13 protein-coding genes and 2 pseudogenes are annotated in these 14,844 nt (G+C 57.2%); 10 read left to right on the top strand and 5 right to left on the bottom strand.

Annotation, left to right across the window (positions count from 1 at the left end):
* The first annotated feature begins 76 nt into the window (after positions 1–76).
* The 5 genes and pseudogenes from CKW26_RS13620 to CKW26_RS13640 all read left to right on the top strand — a co-directional run.
* On the top strand, positions 77–793 hold the full coding sequence (locus CKW26_RS13620) for an SDR family oxidoreductase (RefSeq protein WP_095049093.1): 717 nt from the start codon (positions 77–79) through the stop codon (positions 791–793).
* 170 nt (positions 794–963) lie between these two features.
* A pseudogene (locus tag CKW26_RS13625) lies at positions 964–1,089 on the top strand (LysR family transcriptional regulator); the annotation flags it as partial.
* Positions 1,090–1,102: 13 nt separating this feature from the next.
* Positions 1,103–1,489 carry a putative quinol monooxygenase gene (locus CKW26_RS13630; protein ID WP_095048960.1) on the top strand — a complete coding sequence of 129 codons (387 nt, stop codon included), beginning with the start codon at positions 1,103–1,105 and terminating at the stop codon, positions 1,487–1,489.
* Between the two features lie 278 nt (positions 1,490–1,767).
* Positions 1,768–2,283, top strand: coding sequence for a cupin domain-containing protein (locus tag CKW26_RS13635; RefSeq protein WP_095048961.1), 516 nt, complete (start codon positions 1,768–1,770; stop codon positions 2,281–2,283).
* Positions 2,284–2,443: 160 nt separating this feature from the next.
* Positions 2,444–3,130 (top strand): annotated as a pseudogene (locus tag CKW26_RS13640) (NAD(P)-binding domain-containing protein); the annotation flags it as partial.
* Between the two features lie 185 nt (positions 3,131–3,315).
* On the opposite strand, the gene CKW26_RS13645 reads toward CKW26_RS13640, so the two are convergent.
* On the bottom strand, positions 3,316–4,092 hold the full coding sequence (locus CKW26_RS13645; RefSeq protein WP_095049094.1) for an SDR family NAD(P)-dependent oxidoreductase: 777 nt from the start codon (positions 4,090–4,092) through the stop codon (positions 3,316–3,318).
* Between the two features lie 254 nt (positions 4,093–4,346).
* Positions 4,347–5,285: a LysR family transcriptional regulator gene (locus CKW26_RS13650; RefSeq protein WP_095048962.1), complete on the bottom strand. Its 939-nt coding sequence runs from the start codon at positions 5,283–5,285 to the stop codon at positions 4,347–4,349.
* A gap of 121 nt (positions 5,286–5,406) precedes the next feature.
* On the opposite strand from CKW26_RS13650, the gene CKW26_RS13655 reads away from it, so the two are divergent.
* Complete coding sequence (locus CKW26_RS13655; RefSeq protein ID WP_027620514.1) at positions 5,407–6,333, top strand: alpha/beta hydrolase; 927 nt, start codon at positions 5,407–5,409, stop codon at positions 6,331–6,333.
* A 168-nt stretch (positions 6,334–6,501) separates the two neighbouring features.
* On the opposite strand, the gene CKW26_RS13660 is transcribed toward CKW26_RS13655, so the two are convergent.
* Complete coding sequence (locus CKW26_RS13660; RefSeq protein WP_095048963.1) at positions 6,502–7,158, bottom strand: dTMP kinase; 657 nt, start codon at positions 7,156–7,158, stop codon at positions 6,502–6,504.
* Positions 7,159–7,215: 57 nt separating this feature from the next.
* Positions 7,216–8,397 (bottom strand): XylR family transcriptional regulator, encoded by a 1,182-nt coding sequence (locus CKW26_RS13665; protein WP_077572858.1) that lies wholly within the window; start codon positions 8,395–8,397, stop codon positions 7,216–7,218.
* 174 nt (positions 8,398–8,571) lie between these two features.
* On the opposite strand from CKW26_RS13665, the gene xylA reads away from it, so the two are divergent.
* The 4 genes from xylA to CKW26_RS13685 all read left to right on the top strand — a co-directional run bounded on the left by xylA (position 8,572) and on the right by CKW26_RS13685 (position 13,888).
* Positions 8,572–9,888: a xylose isomerase gene (xylA, locus tag CKW26_RS13670; RefSeq protein WP_095048964.1), complete on the top strand. Its 1,317-nt coding sequence runs from the start codon at positions 8,572–8,574 to the stop codon at positions 9,886–9,888.
* A 149-nt stretch (positions 9,889–10,037) separates the two neighbouring features.
* Positions 10,038–11,039, top strand: coding sequence for a D-xylose ABC transporter substrate-binding protein (gene xylF / locus CKW26_RS13675; protein ID WP_095048965.1), 1,002 nt, complete (start codon positions 10,038–10,040; stop codon positions 11,037–11,039).
* A 155-nt stretch (positions 11,040–11,194) separates the two neighbouring features.
* Positions 11,195–12,751 carry a D-xylose ABC transporter ATP-binding protein gene (gene xylG, locus CKW26_RS13680; RefSeq protein ID WP_095048966.1) on the top strand — a complete coding sequence of 519 codons (1,557 nt, stop codon included), beginning with the start codon at positions 11,195–11,197 and terminating at the stop codon, positions 12,749–12,751.
* On the top strand, positions 12,752–13,888 hold the full coding sequence (locus CKW26_RS13685; protein ID WP_007913196.1) for a sugar ABC transporter permease: 1,137 nt from the start codon (positions 12,752–12,754) through the stop codon (positions 13,886–13,888). It abuts the gene before it with no gap.
* 10 nt (positions 13,889–13,898) lie between these two features.
* Here CKW26_RS13685 and CKW26_RS13690 read toward each other — a convergent pair whose 3' ends face one another.
* On the bottom strand, positions 13,899–14,822 hold the full coding sequence (locus CKW26_RS13690; RefSeq protein WP_095048967.1) for a LysR family transcriptional regulator: 924 nt from the start codon (positions 14,820–14,822) through the stop codon (positions 13,899–13,901).
* Positions 14,823–14,844 lie beyond the last annotated feature (22 nt).

Raw genomic sequence — 14,844 nt, forward strand, 5'->3', positions numbered from 1 at the left:
GTCATATTGCTTGGAGTGAGTTATCTGGAACGTCTACTTCTGGCGGCGCAGGTGATCGTTGATGAGAGGGGTAACCATGAACAACAGCCGAACTGCACTGGTCACTGGTGCAACCAAAGGGATCGGTTTTGCACTCAGTACTCAGTTGAATCAGGCAGGCTGGAATGTGGTCGGCATCGCCAGGCATCCGGTTGATGATTTTCCCGGGAAGCTGTTGCTCTGTGATTTAAGCGATGCTCAGCAAACGAGGAAAATGCTTGAGAAACTCCTGGAACGGACCTCTATTGATGCCGTCGTCAATAACGCAGGTGTTGCGTCTGCGCAAAGCCTGGAAACGCTTGAACTCGAAACACTCCAAAACGTTTTTGACCTGAATGTCAGAGCCTCGGTACAAATCACCCAGGCTTGCCTGCCGTCTCTGAAGCGATCGTCTGCGGGGCGCATCGTGAATGTGTGCAGCCGTGCCATTTTTGGCGCCCGTGACAGAACCGCTTACGCTGCCGCAAAAAGCGCATTGGTGGGTGTCACTCGTACGTGGGCTCTTGAGTTGGCGCCCATTGGCATTACGGTCAATGCAGTCGCACCGGGCCCTATAGACACCGAGCTTTTCCGAAAAAACCGACCCGTGGGAAGTGAGGGTGAGCGTCAGATACTCTCCACCATTCCGATGCAAAGACTGGGCACGCCATCAGAAGTGGCCTCGCTGATTACCTTCCTGCTGAGCGAGGGAGCATCCTTCGTTACCGGCCAGGTGATCAGCGTCGATGGGGGAGGGAGTCTCGGTGGCAAATAGCGATACGAAGAAGATTTCCGGCCTTCGTTCCCGATCATGGAATTTAACTGATGAGTCGGATGCGACAGTTTAATGAGGGAAACTCATCAAAATACGCTTACGTGATCCGTAGAATCATCTGACGTGGTCGCTCGTCCGGCTTCCATCCCGGTTTCAAGTTGTGAGGCCTCATGAATGTAAGCCGCGCCAACGTCGCAGACTTTGTCTACTTTCTCGCCATTACCCGCCATCAAAGCTTTAATCGCGCAGGCAAAGAGGTGGGCATCAGCGCCTCCGCCTTGAGCCACACAATGAAGAGGGGGAAACCTGATGTGTAAACGTTTATTAGGAGTGGTGGCATTGGCTGGATTACTGGCAGGACAAGCGCTGGCCGCCGAGGAAAATGGCTTGGTGGTGCGCATCGCGCAACTCGAAATCGATCCTGCACAGGTTGCGGCCTATCAAGCCGCAGTCAAGGAAGAGATCACAGAGTCGACTCGAACAGAGCCGGGCGTCATATCAATCTACGCCGTCGCCGAAGTCGACCGCCCGAACTGGTTTCATTTCTTCGAAATCTACGCCAGCGATTCGGCATACCGAAGCCATATCGAATCGCCGCACTTCAAAAAGTACGCAGCCACAACCCAGTCGATGATTGTGTCGAAGCGCTTGATTGAAACCGCGCCAATCGAGCTAAGCCCCCGGCCTGCGCCGTAACAGGCCAGTTCGAAAGAGATTTGCGCGCTGGGCAGCGCTGGTTTTTTAAATGGAGGAAAGCGATGAAAAATTTGAAGGTGATGGCGATCTGATGAGGTTTTGCATTGAGGGTAGGGCGGCTCCGTCATGATTGCTTGGAGATACCAGCGGCGTAGTGAATTTCAAAAGTAGTGGCACGAGCATGGACCTTTATTCACTAGAAATCATGTTTAACTACACTAAATGGTCGTTTAGTCGAGTTAACGTAAAATAGCATCATATTCGACGGAGAAGAGACCATGATCAAGGGTGAAGCCAAAGTTGGATACATTATTAGAACGCTGGATCTGCAGCCTCACCTCGAAGGTGGCTATTTCCGCAGAACCTATCAAGCCGATCATCGCGACCCACTCGAAACCCCCAGCGGTCCACGGTATCTGATGACCTCGATTTACTATCTGCTCGATCAACGATCACCGGTGGGCCAGTTTCATTTCAATCGATCCGACATCCTGCATTATTTCCACCTGGGCGACGCCATTGAGTACAGCCTGATTCATGCTGACGGCTCGTTGCAGACATTGGTGATGGGCGCCGACATTCTGGCAGGACAGCTTTTACAATTACACGTACCGGGTGGACTATGGAAAGCTTCGCGGTTGCTCGAAGGCGAAAACGGATTTGGGCTGATCAGCGAAGCCGTTTCGCCAGGATTTGATTTTGCCGATATGGAAATGGGTGATCGGCAGAAACTCACGCAACAATTTCCACAGCATCGAACGCTGATTGAAAAGCTGACGCGTGATGAGGGTTGAGCGCCGTCGAATTCAAGGAAAAGCAGTGGATCGGATTCAGGTCGATTCTGTAGGTTGAAATCCACTGTGCAACCGGGCTGATCTCGTAACATCTTGTTACGTGTAATGTATATTATGTTAAATCACATCCATTACAACGCCGCCGATTGAGCAACATCAAGTCAGCGCGACCGGCACCTGGCGCCATCCTTACCTGCCGCATTACCCCGGCAGCGAAACCTTTACCGGCCAGCAATTGCATTCGGCCCACTACGTTAACGCCAAACCGTTTGCCGGAAAAAAAGTCCTGGTGGTGGGCGGTGGCAACTCCGGTGCACAGATCCTCGCTGAAGTCTCGCAAGTGGCCGATGCCACTTGGGTCACTCCGCAGCCACCAGAGTTTCTTGCCGATGACGTTGATGGACGCGTGCTCTTCGAACGCGCCACCGAACGCTGGAAAGCGCAGCTGGCCGGCATCGTCATTGAACAACCGGTTGGCGGCCTGGGCGATATCGTGATGGTGCCGCCAGTCGTTGAGGCACGGGAGCGCGGCGTGTTGCACGCGGTTCGGCCGTTCCTGCGCTTCACCGAGACCGGCGTGACTTGGGCTGATGGCTCGCAAACGCCGGTCGACGCGGTGATCTGGTGCACCGGCTTCCGCCCTGCCCTCGGCTATCTGGAATCACTGGGCGTGTGTTCCGCCGACGGGCGCGTGGCCGTCAAAGGTACGCATTCGATTCAGGAACCGCGTTTGTGGTTGGTGGGTTATGGCGACTGGACTGGCGCCGCTTCCGCGACACTGATCGGCGTTACTAGAACGGCGCGCAGTACCGTCGAGGAAATTGAGCGGTTTTTGCTGGAGCAGTGAGTCGGCGCAGCGCAGCTCAGTCAACGCTGATTGACATCAAAATCAACGTCCTTTATCAGCATTTCTGTGCAGGAGACGCAAAATGAGCGTCGACGCACGACCTGATCGGGCGATATCCCTGAAAGCGAGTGACGCAAGCGCAATCCCTCAAGCTCGTTGAGATCCCTCTCAGGAACTAAAAAGTCTTAATCAGCTTTGTTCTCAACCAGACAATTGCCTCCATCCACTACGAGCAGCTCACCCGTGATGTAACTCGCTTCAGGTGAAGCCAGGAATACAACGGCTGCGGCCACTTCGTCTGGTCGCCCCGCTCTCCCGAGAGGCGTAGAACGTGCGGCTTTGACTTCATCAGGCGTGCTCGACCCTGTAGCGATCCAACCAGGGGCAACTGAATTCACAGTGATACCTTGATGAGCAACCTCAAGGGCTAGACTCATGTTCATTCCAACCATTCCCGCCTTTGCAGCACTGTAAGCAGCCTCCCCTGGATTACTCGCCCGTGTGCCGGTAGTTGAGCTGATGTTCACTATGCGGCCATAGCCTCTCGCTCGCATCCCGGGCAACACCCCTTGGGTTAACAGAAACGCAGTTGTCAGATTTCTAGCGATGGAAAGATTCCAGCTTTCGAGGCTCGTACTCGTGAATTCGGAGAACTGTTCTGGACTCCCTTGCATCGCCATACCGGCATTATTTACAAGAATATCGATGCGGCCCCAGACGGCCTCAGCCCAAGCGACGAATTCACTCACCTGAGTTTCCTGAGTCAAGTCGACCGATCGACCCACTGCTTCGAAGCCGGCGGCACGTAACTCCGCAACCCGCTCATTGATGCGTGCGCTGCTTGCCGTGACGATCAACTTGGCCCCTTGAGCCCCAAGACGATGGGAAATGGCCATACCGATTCCAAGCTCACTGCCCGCTCCACTCACAAGTGCCACTTGATCTGCCCAGGTTGAATTCATCATCGTTGCCTCTGTTGAAGGTTTGCAGCGCGACCGAATCGTCGATATTTCGACAATGCATGGATCAGGAAAGAGTCGTCGCAGGGAATTCTTGCCCCTCTAATTTCTCCATAACCAGACCAATGAAAGCAGATACAGCTAGCGGTAGGTGTTGCCGGAAACGCTATATCGATGCGATCAGCGATCAAATCGGCGCGTGCGTCGCTTAGCACGAAGTCGACTTGTAAATTGCAATTACGCACCTCGGTCACTGATCAACCTGAATGAGCGCCTTCCCCTAGGTGATGCTCCCATGGTGGGCATGGTGACCAAGCCTCCACGAGCTTATCGATGAAGAGTCGAATTTTTGGAGAGAGGTGCCGCTTGCTAGGGTAGATCACCCGAATAGGCTCTGCCGCCTCTGCATACCCAGCGAGCAATTGAACAAGCTTGCCGCTCCTCAAATCGTCGTTCACCACGTAGGAAGGAAGAGTCGCGATACCCAGGCCAGCTACAGCTGACTGGTGTAATGACTCAGCACTGTCCATCTGTAGCCTTCCACCATGAGTAACGGACACAGAGCTACCATTCACGCGAAAATTCCAAGGAAGCAATCTCCCACCGCTCACGAAATGCAGGCACTGGTGCTCGGATAAATCCTCCGGCGTTTTAGGCTCGGCATGCTCAGCCAAATATTTGGGGGAAGCGCAGGTAATCATTTGTTGATAGGCCACAGTGCGCGTTAACAACCGAGAATCTTCCTTCGGTGGGCCGATGCGCATGGCCAAATCAAATCCCTCATCGATCAGATCGACCAGCCTGTCAGAAAAGGTGATATCCACGCTCAGGGAGGGCCAATCCTTAAGGCAGCACTCAATGTGCTGAAGGACATGAAGTCTGCCCAGCGCAACCGGCAGACTCATCCGCAGTCGCCCACTGGGTGTCGAACGACGAAACGCAAGGGCATCCTCCACGTCATCCAGATCCTGAAGAACGCCCACACAGCGCTCATACAGGACCTGGCCGTCATCGGTCATGCTCAAGCTACGCGTAGTGCGATTCAGTAAGCGTACCTGTAAACGAGCCTCGAGCCTGACTATCGACTTGCCCACTGCAGAGCGCGTAAGGCCAAGCTGTTTTGCCGCAGCAGTGAAGCTTCCAGCGTTTACCGAGCTCACAAACGCGGCAATATCATTCAAGTTATGGAGTTCCATACGGCCTCGGTGGTCTCAACGTTCGGGCGGCTTAGCACCTGTTATGGGGAACCCTATTCCCCAATACGAAGCATAGTATCTCAATTAGCTAATCCACTCCCAACGATCAATTGAGGTCATTATGAACACTAAAGTCCAAGCAGCCGTCCAAACCTGGGCCAATAGCCTTAGCGATCTGGTACCCGTTCTTAAGGGAATCGATACCACTACAAAAATGAGCGACATCCGCGACTCCTACGCAAAAATGCTCGCGCAAAATCCTGCGCCTGCTGGCGTCAAATTCGAAGCAGTCGACATGGGTGGCGTACCGGGCACACTGGTTACCCCTGATGAGATCAAAACCGACGCAGTCGTTATGTACATCCACGGTGGTGCATACATTGTTGGCCGTCCAGACGGCTACCACGGCATCGGCGGCAACTACGCAAAAATGCTCGGCGCTCGTGTGTACATGCCGGACTACCGCCTCGCTCCCGAGCACAAGTTCCCAGCATCAATTGACGACACATTGCGCGCTTACGAATGGTTGCTTGAGCAGAAAATCCCGGCTAACAAAATTGCGTTCTCTGGCGAGTCGGCTGGCGGCGCGATGGTTGTAAGCGTCATGGTCGCGGCTAAATCGAAAGGGCTTCCATTGCCTGCGGTTGGCTCCTCCATCTCACCATGGGCGAACCTTGAACACACCGGTGCTTCCATGAGCAACCGTGAAGGTCTGGATCCTCTGAACTCCAAGCCTGTCTTGGACATCCTCGCCAGAGCATTCCTAGGCGACACATTGGCTAATCATCCTCTAGCCTCACCTGTGTTCGCGGACGTTACCGGTCTTCCACCAATCTTGGTGCAGATCGGCGAGAACGAGCTGATGTTGAGTGATGCAATGCGCCTTGCAACTCACCTGGCTGATAACCGAGTTCGCGTGAACCTGGAAGTATGGCCTGCGATGTTCCACGCCTGGCACTTCTACGCCACCATGCTGCCAGAAGGTCAGCAGGCTATGGAGAGTTCCGTTCGCTTCATCGAGGCTGGCTTGGCCGACGCTAACCGCTAAAACGCAGAACAACCGCGATGGCTTTGTGGCTGTCGCGGTTTTGCTCATCCTGTTTCTATAAAACCTTCATCAGGCTATTCACAGAGCCTGAGCAAACGCCCTGCCCAACCCCAGAAAATCTAACCAAACGGCCTTCCTGGCAGGGCCGTGTCCACTGAACTTCAAGGTCTACGCGATACCCTGAGCGCCAAGCCTGGCATCCACTTCGACGTTCAACCCAAGCACCTCATAGATCCGAGAAACCACCAGCATCGTCGCCTCCTCAACCGTTCCGTCATTACGGCACAACATCCAGCCGTGATCCTTGACCGCTTGCTCGAACATTTCTGTACACGCCACATGCTCTGCGTGCTTCTGGATCACAGTGCCGCCCAGTCCTCGTGATCGGTTCGCAGCCCTGGCCCATGAAATATCCGGATCGGTGACGACGCCGACATGCAGATCTGGCACCCGCACATCTCGCTCCATATTCAATTGAAGAATCTCGGCAAACGGGATGGTTTGGCGAAACGCGGCATCCGAGGGATACCAGCGATCGATCAAGATGATGCTGTCCAGCGGCTGCTTCGTCAGAACGTTCTGGGAGATCCAGCGACGGCTATCCGCGAGGCGCTGACACACAGCCCACTCCAGATCCCGGCAAGGATTTCTCGCCAGAGTGTTGACCAAGGCCATGGTTTCACCCCTGAACGGATCGCTTTTTCTCTCGCAAAGCCGGATGACTTTCTGGTTGCCCGCCCTCAGTACTTGCGTAACGGCTTCCAACAGTGTGGTTTTGCCGGTGCCTTTGGGCCCATCCAGAGAAACGAACAGCGGACGATTCATTGTTCACGCAACAATCAAGACATTGACGCCCACTCTAACCTCATTTCCGCCATTCCATCAGCGCATCCCTGCCCCTTGCTGATACTCACGCGGCGTACAGCCAAACTCCCGGCGAAACACCGTGTGCAGATACTGCGCAGATTTAAACCCGCAACTGCGCGCAACGTCGGCAATCACCGAGTCAGTATTTTTCAATCCGCTGGTGGCCGCTGCCAGTTTGAAACGCAGGATCTCGTCGTGCACGCTGCAGCCTCGCTCGGCGCGGAAATGCGCTTCGAGTGATGAGCGCGACACACCGACATACGCCGCCACCTGCGCCGTTTTGATGCCCTGGCAAGCATATTGTCGGATAAACAGCAGCGCTTGCATGACGTAGGGATTGCCCAAAGGCTGGTGCAAGCTCGACACCTGCACGTTGACCGCATCGGGAGGAATCAGGATTTGTGTACCGGTGGACGGCATGCCATGGAGCATCTGATGGAGTAATTGCGCGGCGGTACGGCCCATGGTTTCCGTGCCCTGAATAACAGAACTCAGCGGCACGCGGGTCAGGCTGCGTGTCAGCGGATCATTGTCGATGCCGATCAATGCCACCTGTTCCGGCACGGCAATGCCGGCGGTCAGGCAGGCTTGCAGTAACTGGCGCGCGCGGGCGTCGCTGACGGCGATGATGCCGATTGGCTTGGGCAGGCTTTGCAGCCAGGCGATCAGTTGTTCGACGGCGCTGTCCCACAGCGGTGCGCTGGTGCCCATGCCGCGATAGATTTCGCCGTGCAGGCCGTCGCGCTTCATCAGTTTGCGAAAGGCTTTTTCCCGCTCCTGCGCCCAACGATTGGCCTGCGCTTCCGGCAGGCTGAAGCAGGCAAAGCGCTGCAGTCCTGCCTCGATCAAGTGCGTGTAAGCCAGCGTCATCAGCGCATTGTTATCGGTGGCGACGTAGGGAATCGCTTTCGGATAGGCGCGTTTATCTTCGTACGAGCCCCCTACCGCCACCACCGGCATCTGGATATCGGCCAGCGCCTCGCCAATCAGCGGATCGTCGAAATCGGCAATGATCCCGTCGCCCTGCCAGCGTTCGATGCCTTTCAAACGACAGAGAAAATCCTCTTCCAGGAACAGGTCCCAGGAGGCGCGGGTGCTGCTCAGGTAGTTTCCGATCCCGCTGATGATTCCACGGTCGTAGATCTTGCTGCCGTTGAACAACAGGGCGATGCGGTGAACAGGCGGTACGGTTTTCATTGTTTTTATGCTTGTTCCGGGCCTCTGGTCACGGAGGCGATTGACACAGACTAGGCGCCTGGCAGAAGAAGCTCAATACGCAAAATCGCACCCCGTGTTGATGTTTTTCATAATCAGCGGGTACAGGGCCGTTGCTAGTATCGAGACACCGCCAAGAACAACAAGGACAAGGCCATGCAGTATTTCCCCGATGTCGATGCGATTCGCTACGAAGGCCCAGACAGCGATTCTCCCCTCTCCTTTCGTCACTACGACGCCGACAAACTGATCCTCGGCAAACCCATGCGCGAACACCTGCGCATGGCCGCCTGTTACTGGCACACGTTCGTCTGGCCGGGTTCCGATGTGTTCGGTGCGGGGACGTTCAAGCGCCCATGGCAACACGCCGGCGATCCGATGGAACTGGCCATCGGCAAAGCGGCAGCCGCTTTCGAATTCTTCTCCAAACTGGGCATCGACTATTACTGCTTCCATGACACCGATGTCGCCCCCGAAGGCAGCTCTCTGAAGGAGTACCGCAACCACTTCGCGCAGATGGTTGATCACCTCGAGCAACACCAGGAAGCCAGCGGCATCAAGCTGCTGTGGGGCACCGCCAACTGCTTCAGCAATCCGCGTTTCGCTGCCGGCGCCGCGAGTAATCCGGATCCGGAAGTGTTCGCCTGCGCCGCTGCCCAGGTGTTCAGCGCCATGAACGCGACCCATCGCCTGAAAGGCGCCAACTACGTGTTATGGGGCGGTCGCGAAGGCTACGAAACCCTGCTCAACACGGACTTGAAGCGTGAACGCGAACAACTCGGCCGCTTTATGCGCATGGTGGTCGAGCACAAGCACAAGATCGGTTTCACCGGTGACCTGCTGATCGAACCCAAGCCGCAAGAGCCGACCAAGCACCAATACGATTACGACAGCGCAACGGTGTTCGGCTTTCTCCAGCAGTTCGGGCTGGAGCACGAAATCAAGGTCAACATCGAGGCCAACCACGCGACCCTGGCCGGGCATAGCTTCCATCACGAGATTGCCACGGCCGTTTCGCTGGGGATTTTCGGCAGCATCGACGCCAACCGTGGCGATCCGCAAAACGGCTGGGACACCGATCAGTTCCCCAACAGCGTCGAAGAAATGACCCTCGCCACCTATGAAATCCTCAAGGCCGGCGGCTTCAAGAATGGCGGCTTCAACTTCGATTCCAAGGTGCGCCGGCAAAGCCTCGATCAAATCGATCTGTTCCATGGCCACGTCGGTGCCATGGACGTTCTCGCCCTGTCTCTGGAGCGCGCAGCGGCCATGGTGCAGAACGACGAGCTGCAACGGCTCAAGGATCAACGCTACGCCGGTTGGCAGCAGCCGTTCGGGAAAGCGGTGATGGCCGGCGACTTCAACCTTGAGTCGTTGGCCGAGCACGCGTTCACCAACGAGTTGAACCCGCAAGCCGTCAGCGGCCGCCAGGAAAGGCTCGAGAACATCGTCAATCGGTTCATCTATCGCTGATCACAGAGGAAGTCTGCGGGCGCATCCACGCGGTGACATTTCTACGACAAATCTGTGCCTGCGGCGTCTGCGGATTCTCTACAGTTTTACCAGCCCGATACTCATCGTCAGGCCGTGTCTTTCCAACAACAATAAAAGGACGCCCCACTATGAAGAACGTAAAACGCACGCTGTTGGCCACTGCCCTGGCGCTGCTGTCACTGCCGGTGATGGCTGACGCTGCCCACCCGAAAATCGGTTTCTCCATTGATGACCTGCGCCTGGAACGCTGGTCGCGTGACCGTGATTACTTCGTCGCGGCGGCAGAAAAAATGGACGCCAAGGTCTTCGTGCAATCGGCCGATGCCAACGAGCAAAAGCAAATTTCCCAGATCGAAAACCTTATTTCCCGGGGCGTCGATGTCATCGTCATCGTGCCGTTCAACGCCACGGTGCTGACCAACGCGGTGGCCGAAGCGAAGAAAGCCGGGATCAAAGTTGTGTCCTATGATCGGCTCATTCTCAACGCTGATGTCGACGCCTACATTTCCTTCGATAACGAAAAGGTCGGCGAGATGCAGGCCCGCGGCGTGCTGAATGCCGCACCCAAGGGCAACTACTTTTTGCTCGGTGGTGCGCCCACCGACAACAACGCCAAGATCCTGCGTGAAGGCCAGATGAAAGTGCTGCAACCGGCCATCGACAAGGGCGATATCAAGATCGTCGGCCAGCAGTGGGTGAAGGAATGGAACCCGACCGAAGCGCTGAGCATTGTTGAAAACGCCCTGACCCGCAACGACAACAAAATCGACGGCATCGTCGCCTCCAACGACGCCACCGCCGGTGGCGCCATTCAGGCACTGGCGGCGCAGCAGTTGGCCGGCAAGGTGCCGATTTCCGGGCAGGACGCCGACCTTGCTGCTGTCAAACGTGTGATCGCCGGCACGCAAACCATGACCGTTTACAAGCCGCTGAAACTCATCGCCTCCGAAGCGGCCAAGCTTTCGGTGCAACTGGCACGCAACGAAAAACCCGCCTTCAGCTCGCAGTACGACAACGGCAGCAAAAAAGTCGACACCATCCTGCTCACGCCAACCCCGCTGACCAAGGACAACATCGACCTGCTCGAACAGGACGGCTTCTACACCAAGGCGCAAATTGCCGGGAAGTGATCTCCGGTAATGCGAAAAACCCTTGTGGGAGCGAGCCTGCTCGCGAATGCAGTGTGTCAGTCAACGAAGCATTGTCTGAACTGACGCTTTCGCGAGCAGGCTCGCTCCCACACAGGTTCAGTGGTGTGTGAGTCTTTGATATACGAGCCCTCTCCATGTCCGACTATCTGCTGCAAATGAACGGCATCGTCAAAACCTTCAGCGGTGTCAAAGCGCTGAACGGCATCGACATCAAGGTCAGGCCCGGCGAGTGCGTTGGCCTGTGCGGCGAGAATGGCGCCGGCAAATCCACGCTGATGAAGATCCTCTCGGCGGTGTACCCGCACGGCACCTGGGACGGTGAAATTCTCTGGGACGGGCAACCGCTCAGGGCGCAATCGATCAGCGAAACGGAAGCCGCCGGCATCGTCATCATTCACCAGGAACTGACGCTGGTGCCCGACCTGTCGGTGGCCGAAAACATTTTCATGGGCCACGAGCTGACACTGCCCGGCGGACGGATGAATTACCCGGCGATGATCCACCGCGCCGAAGCGTTGATGCGCGAACTGAAAGTCCCCGACATGAACGTATCGCTGCCGGTTTCGCAGTACGGAGGCGGCTATCAGCAATTGGTGGAAATCGCCAAGGCTCTGAACAAACACGCCCGCCTGCTGATCCTCGACGAGCCATCATCGGCGTTGAGCCGTTCGGAAATCGAGGTGTTGCTGGATATCATCCGCGACCTCAAAGCCAAAGGCGTGGCCTGCGTCTACATCTCGCACAAGCTCGATGAAGTCGCCGCCGTGTGCGACACCATTTCGGTGATCCGCGACGGCAAACACATCGCCACCACCGCCATGGCCGACATGGATATTGCGCAGATCATCACGCAGATGGTCGGGCGGGAAATGAGCAACCTCTACCCCTCCGAGCCGCACGATATTGGCGAGGTGATTTTCGAGGCCCGGCACATTACCTGCTACGACGTCGACAACCCCAAGCGCAAACGGGTCGACGACGTTTCCTTCGTGCTCAAACGCGGCGAGATCCTTGGTATCGCCGGTCTGGTCGGTGCCGGCCGCACCGAACTGGTGACCGCGCTGTTCGGCGCCTACCCCGGTCGCCATGAGGGCGAAGTCTGGCTCGATGGGCATCCCATCGACACCCGCACGCCGCTCAAATCAATCCACGCCGGCCTGTGCCTGGTGCCGGAGGACCGCAAGCGCCAAGGCATCATTCCGGACCTGGGCGTTGGCCAGAACATCACCCTCGCCGTGCTGGACAACTACTCGAAACTGACCCGCATCGATGCCGAAGCCGAACTGGGCAGCATCGATAAGGAAATCTCGCGCCTGCACCTCAAAACCGCCAGCCCGTTCCTGCCGATCACCAGCCTCTCGGGGGGTAATCAACAAAAAGCCGTGCTGGCGAAGATGCTGCTGGCCAAACCCCGGGTGTTGATTCTCGACGAGCCGACCCGAGGCGTGGACGTCGGCGCCAAATACGAAATCTACAAGTTGATGGGCGCACTGGCCGCTGCCGGCGTGTCGATCATCATGGTCTCGTCGGAACTGGCCGAAGTGCTTGGCGTTTCCGACCGCGTGCTGGTGATCGGCGAAGGCCAGTTGCGTGGTGACTTCATCAACCATGAACTCACCCAGGAACAGGTACTCGCCGCCGCCCTCAGCCAGCCTGGCAGTCATAACAATAATGATCGGAAAACCGCGTAAATGAATCAGGTCAAACAACTGTTCACCCGCTACAAAATGCTCGCGCTGGTGTTTGCCGTGGTGCTGATCTGGCTGTTCTTCAGTTGGCAGACCGAAGGCGGATTCCTGACCCCGCGCAACCTCTCCAACCTGCTGCGGCAAATGTCGATTACCGGCATTCTTGCCTGCGGCATGGTGCTGGTGATCATCAGCGGCGAGATCGATTTGTCAGTCGGTTCATTACTCGGCCTGCTCGGTGGTCTCGCGGCGATTCTCGATGTTGTCTACCACATTCCGCTGCTGGCCAACCTCAGTCTGGTCGCCCTGTGTGGCCTGATGATCGGCCTCGCCAACGGCTACATGACGGCTTACCTGCGCATCCCCTCGTTCATTGTCGGTCTCGGCGGCATGCTGGCGTTTCGCGGGATTCTGCTGGGGATTACCGGCGGCACGACCATCGCACCGGTATCGCCGGAGCTCGTTTACATCGGTCAGGGTTACCTGCCCCACGCGATCGGCACTGGCCTGGGCATTTTGCTGTTCGCGCTGACGGTGTTCCTGACCTGGAAACAGCGGCGCAATCGCGCCCTTCACGGCCTCGCGGCGCATTCATTGGTGCGCGATGTCATCCGCGTGTTGGTGATCGGTGCCGTGCTCGCCGGTTTCGTTCAGACGCTGAACAGCTATGACGGCATTCCCGTGCCGGTCTTGTTGTTGCTGATTCTGCTGGGCGTGTTCAGTTACGTCACCAGTCAGACCGTGTTCGGCCGGCGCGTCTATGCCGTGGGCAGCAATATGGAAGCGACGCGCCTGTCCGGGATCAATGTGCAGGCGGTGAAGCTGTGGATTTTCGGGATCATGGGCGTGATGTGCGCCCTCGCCGGCGTGGTCAACACCGCGCGCCTGGCCGCCGGTTCGCCTTCAGCCGGGAGCATGGGCGAACTCGACGCCATCGCCGCCTGCTTTATCGGCGGTACCTCCATGCGCGGCGGCTCCGGCACGGTGTACGGCGCCCTCCTCGGTGCGCTGGTCATCACCAGTCTGGATAACGGCATGTCGATGCTCGACGTCGACAGTTACTGGCAGATGATCGTCAAGGGCAGCATTCTGGTGTTGGCGGTTTGGGTGGATGTGAGTACGCGGACCGGGCGCCGTTGAGCCGCAGGCATCACGCAGCGGGCGTGGTCGCGGGCGTCGGGCTGAGAATTTCCATCAGGAAGTCGATAAACACATTGATCCGGCTGGACCCACGGTGATTGGGTAAATACAACGCGTTGATGCACGTGCTGGCGCTGCCGGGATTGACCTCGTACTGCTCAAGCAAGCGGGTCAGCCGGCCGGCTGCGACGTCGTCGCGCACCAGCCAGTCGGCCAGCAGCGTCACCCCGCCGCCGCCGATGGCGGCTTCGCGCAGGATGTCGGCATTATTGCTTTGCAGGCGCCCGTGGACGTTGAGCTGAATGGGCGCGTCTTCATTCTGAAAAGTCCAGTGCTGGTGGGTGCCGCCGTAATCGAAACGCAGGCATTGATGCTCGAGCAAATCCCGTGGGTGACAGAGCACTGCGCTACGCGCCAGATACGCCGGACTCGCTACCACCCAGCGTTCGAACTGCCCCACGCGTTTGCTGACGATGTCTTCACTGACCACCGACGATCCGAGCCGCACGGAAACATCGATCTGCTCGCTGAGCAGGTCGCTGACCTGATCGCTCAGCGACAGACTGATCTCCAGACCGGGATGCCGTTCAAGCAAACGGCTCAGGTGCGGCGCAATCAGGCGCCGCCCGAACTCCACCGGCACGCTGATGCGCAGACGGCCCTGCGCTTCGGCGCCACGATCGGCGACGACGGCATCGGCTTCGTCGATCGCGTCGAGAATCGCCACGGCTTTTTCGAAATAGGTCTGGCCGGCAACGGTCACGCTGGTGTTGCGCGTGGTGCGATTGAGCAGGCTCGCGCCCAACTCGTGTTCCAGCCCCGCGACTTGCCGGGTCACTGACGACGTTGATATCCCGAGTTTGCGCGCTGCCGAGGAATAGCCCCCGCAGCGCACGGTTTCCACAAACATCTTCAGTGCCAGCAACTTGTCCATAAGCGGAGTCCGGTCGAAAGGG

The sequence above is a fragment of the Pseudomonas sp. Irchel s3h9 genome, assembly GCF_900187475.1.
In the GTDB taxonomy this organism is placed as follows: domain Bacteria; phylum Pseudomonadota; class Gammaproteobacteria; order Pseudomonadales; family Pseudomonadaceae; genus Aquipseudomonas; species Aquipseudomonas neuropathica.